Origin of the sequence: Actinoallomurus acaciae (assembly GCF_042429965.1) — a bacterium.
GTDB lineage: Bacteria > Actinomycetota > Actinomycetes > Streptosporangiales > Streptosporangiaceae > Actinoallomurus > Actinoallomurus acaciae.
This window is the reverse complement of sequence record NZ_JBHLZP010000832.1, coordinates 1-2,433: the sequence shown is the minus strand read 5'-3', so window position 1 is coordinate 2,433 and position 2,433 is coordinate 1. Positions and strand designations below refer to the sequence as shown.

Below are 2,433 nucleotides of genomic sequence, written 5' to 3'. Positions count from 1 at the left end.
GCGCTCGGCGAGCCACTGCGGGCACTTCTCCAGCGAGGTGGTGTTGGTGAGGTCGCGGGCGAGCGTCACCGCGCGTGCCACCGCCGCGCCGCGCTCCAGGGCGGCCGGTGAGGAGGTGGCCACGCTGATGGACCCGGCGCCGGGACGCTTGGGGGTGCCGCCGACACGGAAGTCGTACGAGGCCAGCAGCAGCCCCTCCGCGAAGGCCGCGAGGGCGTCGTCGTCCGCCTCCGACGGGCCGCCCACGATCACCTCGCCGCAGCCCCTGACCTGCCGGGCGATCGCGGCGCCCGCACGGCGCATCGCCGGGACCGACCCGTCGCCCACGCCGAAGAGGAGCATCTCGGTGATGCCGTCCCCCAGGCGGAACGGGGCCTTGACGATCTCTCCCGGCTCACCTCTCGCGTCCTCATGGGCGAGCAGATCCGTCGCGCCCAGCGCGAAGATGCCCGCCAGCCCGTCGACGTAGGCGGGGTCGATCTCCGGCCCGGACCGCACGGGGACGGCGACCGCCTCGGCCGTGGTCGCGGCGTCACGGATCGTCCCCTCGAGCGCGCGGAGCTGCGTCTGTAGTGGCACGTACCCTCTCCTGGTAAGCAGTGAGGCCCCGGCTTGCGCCGGGGCCTCACTCGATGATTCGACTCGGCCGGAACGATCCGCCCGGTACGGGCGAGGCGTCCTAGCCGACAACGCCCTTCAAAGCGTCCCCGAGCTCGCCTGCCTCATCTGCCGACAGTTCGACAACGAGCCGCCCGCCACCTTCGAGCGGGACACGCATGACGATTCCGCGCCCCTCCTTGGTAACTTCGAGCGGACCATCGCCTGTCCGCGGCTTCATCGCCGCCATGCGTGCATCCCCTTCCTGCCTAGGGCCGCGTGGGGCCGCCGGGCTTCCTTGGCCGCTGACCCGCCTGCCGCATCAACGTCAACTGTGGTGGACCATTATCCCGTTTTCGGGACGCTAAGTGGTAACGATCAGCTCGGAGATCGTCAGACTGGAGTTCGATGAATGCCCGTTCTGCCCTCTTCGACCTCTACGGTGACCACCTTCGGACCCGAGGTAGAAGCGCGCCGATCGCCTCTCTCGTGCGGCTCCTCGCGGCCTTGGAGATCGCAGCCCCGGCCGCGCGCACCGCGGTGTCGCGCATGGTGCGGCAGGGGTGGCTGTCACCGGTACGGCTGCCTCAGGGCCGCGGGTACGCGCTGACGACCAAGGCCGTGCGGCGCCTCGACGAGGCGGGACGGCGCATCTACCGTCACGCGCCCGACATATGGGACGGACGCTGGCATCTGCTTGTTATCCAGCATATTCCCGACCGGGCGCGTCGCGACCGGCTGCGGGCCGGGCTGGGCTACCTCGGTTACGCCGCGCTCGACGACACCACGTGGATCAGCCCTCGCGCCTCGGCCGAGCTGGAGGCGCTGTTCGCGGCCGAGGGCGTGCGCGCGGAGCGGTTCCACGCCGGCTACGACGGCGAGGCCCGCGGTCTGGTGGCCCGCGCGTGGGACCTCGACGGGCTGGCCCGCGCGTACGAGCGCTGGATCGATGAGGCCGGGGAGCTCCTGGCGGGATGTCCGGAGGACCGTGACGAGGAGGCCTTCGCCGTACGCAGCCGGCTGGTGCACGAGTGGCGGAAGTTCCTGTTCCGCGACCCGGGACTGCCGGCGACGCTGCTGCCCGACGACTGGCCCGGGGCCAGGGCCGCGCGTTTCTTCGACGAAGAGGCGGCGCGGCTCTTGCCCGCGGCCTCACGGTTCGTCGATCGTTGCCTGGATGGCCGGTGACCGGACGGCCTGTAGTCGGTCGAAGGAGCCCGAACGTGCCGGAGAACGTGCAGTACGACCTGGCGGAAGGCGTGGCGACGATCACACTCGCCCGCCCGGACGCGATGAACTCACTGACGGCGGCGGCCAAGACGGAGCTGCGTGAGGCGGTGGAGCGCGCGCGGGACGACCCCGCCGCACGCGCGGTGATCCTGACCGGCTCCGGCCGGGCCTTCTGCGTCGGCCAGGACCTGCGGGAGCACGCGGACAACCTGGAGGCGGGCCGCGGCCTCGCCGGCACGCTCGAGGACCACTACGAACCGATCATCCTGGCGCTCGGCGGCATGCCCAAGCCGGTCGTCGCCGCCGTCAACGGCACCGCCGCGGGCGCCGGGCTGTCCTTCGCACTGGCCTGCGACGTGCGGATCGCGTCGGAGAAGGCCTCATTCGCCACGGCCTTCACACGCATCGGGCTGGCGCCGGACAGCGGCCTGTCCTGGACACTGCCACGCGTGGTCGGCCGCGCGAAGGCGCTGGAGCTGCTCCTGCTCGCCGAGCCGGTACGTGCGGCCGAGGCGCTGGAGCTCGGCCTGGTGAACGCCGTCGTGCCGCCCGAGTCGCTGGCGACCGCGGCGCGCGACCTGGCCGCCCGGGTCGGCGCCGGCCCCA

Annotated in this window: 4 protein-coding genes; 2 read left to right on the top strand and 2 right to left on the bottom strand. The window is 72.3% G+C overall.

Going from position 1 to position 2,433, the window contains the following annotated elements:
- Both ACFFNX_RS47690 and ACFFNX_RS47685 read right to left on the bottom strand, forming a co-directional pair.
- On the bottom strand, positions 1–579 hold a 579-nt coding region (locus ACFFNX_RS47690), incomplete at its 3' end, for a M17 family peptidase N-terminal domain-containing protein (protein WP_378213045.1).
- A 100-nt stretch (positions 580–679) separates the two neighbouring features.
- Positions 680–847 carry a DUF3117 domain-containing protein gene (locus ACFFNX_RS47685; protein ID WP_141954058.1) on the bottom strand — a complete coding sequence of 56 codons (168 nt, stop codon included), beginning with the start codon at positions 845–847 and terminating at the stop codon, positions 680–682.
- Between the two features lie 158 nt (positions 848–1,005).
- On the opposite strand from ACFFNX_RS47685, the gene ACFFNX_RS47680 reads away from it, so the two are divergent.
- Entirely contained in the window at positions 1,006–1,785 is a 780-nt protein-coding gene (locus ACFFNX_RS47680) for a PaaX family transcriptional regulator (RefSeq protein WP_378213043.1), read from the top strand.
- Between the two features lie 35 nt (positions 1,786–1,820).
- Positions 1,821–2,433, top strand: a 613-nt coding sequence (locus tag ACFFNX_RS47675; protein WP_378213042.1) for an enoyl-CoA hydratase/isomerase family protein, incomplete at its 3' end; no start/stop codon positions are given.